This is a genomic window from Kitasatospora sp. NPDC059577 (assembly GCF_042735475.1).
In the GTDB taxonomy this organism is placed as follows: Bacteria; Actinomycetota; Actinomycetes; order Streptomycetales; family Streptomycetaceae; genus Kitasatospora.
In genome coordinates this window covers 1-1597 of record NZ_JBHWBZ010000131.1, presented here as the reverse complement: position 1 = coordinate 1597, position 1597 = coordinate 1, and the positions used below count along the sequence as shown (strand labels likewise).

1 protein-coding gene is annotated in these 1597 nt (G+C 69.8%); it reads right to left on the bottom strand.

The features are described from left to right. Nucleotides 1-96: 96 nt before the first annotated feature. Complete coding sequence (gene murC / locus ACFV0O_RS41280) at nt 97-1506, bottom strand: UDP-N-acetylmuramate--L-alanine ligase (protein WP_380350170.1); 1410 nt, start codon at nt 1504-1506, stop codon at nt 97-99. Between the last annotated feature and the right edge of the window lie 91 nt (nt 1507-1597).

Genomic DNA, 1597 nt, shown 5'->3' with positions numbered 1-1597 from the left:
CCGCAGGCGCACGCCCACCCCTCACTGGCAGCCTCTCAGTTCGTGTGACCGGTGCTGGGTGGGTAGGCACCCGGCCGGGTGCCTACCCACCCGGGGTCAGGCCTGGGATCCGAGCCAGGCCCGACCGATGGGGGCGATGTCGTTCGGGCCCACGGTGATCAGGGTGTCTCCCTCCCGCATCCCGTGCAGCGCGCCCAGGATGCTCTCCGTGTTGGGGGCCTCCTTCACGTCCGGGACGTACTGCACGTCGAGCCCGGCCATACGCAGCACCTTCAGGACGTGCTTCGGAGTCATCCCGAAGGTGTCCTTGTCCCGCCCGCGGAAGATTCCGGTGAGCACGATCCGGTCGTCGCGGGTGAAGGCGTCGGGGTAGTGCTGGAGCAGGTCCCGCACTCGGCTGTAGCTGTTCGGGCGCAGGACGACGGTGATACGCCCGGTGCCCGCCGCGCCTCGGAGCGCGGACATCGTGGCCTGCATCTCCTCGGGGGTGCAGGCCAGGTCGTCCCAGACGTTCACCCCGTAGCGCTTGCCCTGGAACTGCAGGCGGCGGGGTGCGCCGGTGAACGACTCGATCGGCTCGCGCATATCGTCGAGCGTCAGACCGTGCTGGTGGCCTGTGGCGATCACGGCCAGGGTGTTGGTGACGTTGTGCTTGCCCAGCAGGCCCGAGGCGATCTCCCCGAGCGACTCGCCCCGGTACAGGACCGCGAAGCGGGCGCGCCCGCCGTCCCAGCCGAGGATGACCGCCTGGTAATCGGCCTCCGGGGAGAACCCGAAGGTCACGCGTCGCAGGTCGCGGCCCTGGCCCAGGTTGCGGGTCCGGGGCTGGTCCGCCGAGGTGACGAGCAGGCCGCCCTGGCGGATGTTGCCGATGAAGGTGTCGAAGGCGTCGTACATGTCCTCCGGGTCCGGGAAGTAGTCGCCGTGGTCGCCGGGCACCATGTTGAGGACGACGGCCGTCCCGGGCCGGATGTGGTGGAAGGCCCGGTAGTACTCGCACGCCTCGGCGACGACGTACTTACCGCGGCCGTTGCGGTAGTTCGGGCTGTCCGGGGTCGTGGGGCTGCCCACCACGGTCGTCGGGTCGAGACCGACGCCGGTGAGCACTCGGTCGAAGAGCGTGGTCGTGGTGGTCTTGCCGGCCGTTCCGGAGACGGCGATGGACTCCTCGTACTGTGCCATCACCGACCCCAGGAGGTGGGCCCGGTCCGCGACGCGGATCCCGATCTCGCGGCCCCGCAGGACCTCCGGGTTGGTCAGGCCGACGGCGGCGAGCGATGCGACGATCACCGAGGTACCGACCCGGACGTTGGACGGGTCGTGGCCGATGGTCACCTCGATGCCCGCGTTGCGCAGGGCCTTGACGTTGCCGCTCTCGGCCGAGTCGGAGCCGATCACGGTGTAACCCTGCTCCCCGAGCAGGAACGCCAGGCTGCTCATGCCCACACCGCCGATGCCGACGAAGTAGATCGAACGGTCCTTGTCCAGCGCTTCAAGGTTGATCATGTGTTTCTCCCTGGTGGGTGGCCGGGAGGGGTGGCCGCCTGGTTGGCGGTCGGGGTTGGTGGGGCCCCTTTCCGGCGCGGGGCACCAGCGC

Bases quoted from the DNA above. Each gene is read 5' to 3' on its own strand.
- murC (WP_380350170.1), bottom strand. From the start codon at position 1,506: ATGATCAACCTTGAAGCGCTGGACAAGGACCGTTCGATCTACTTCGTC.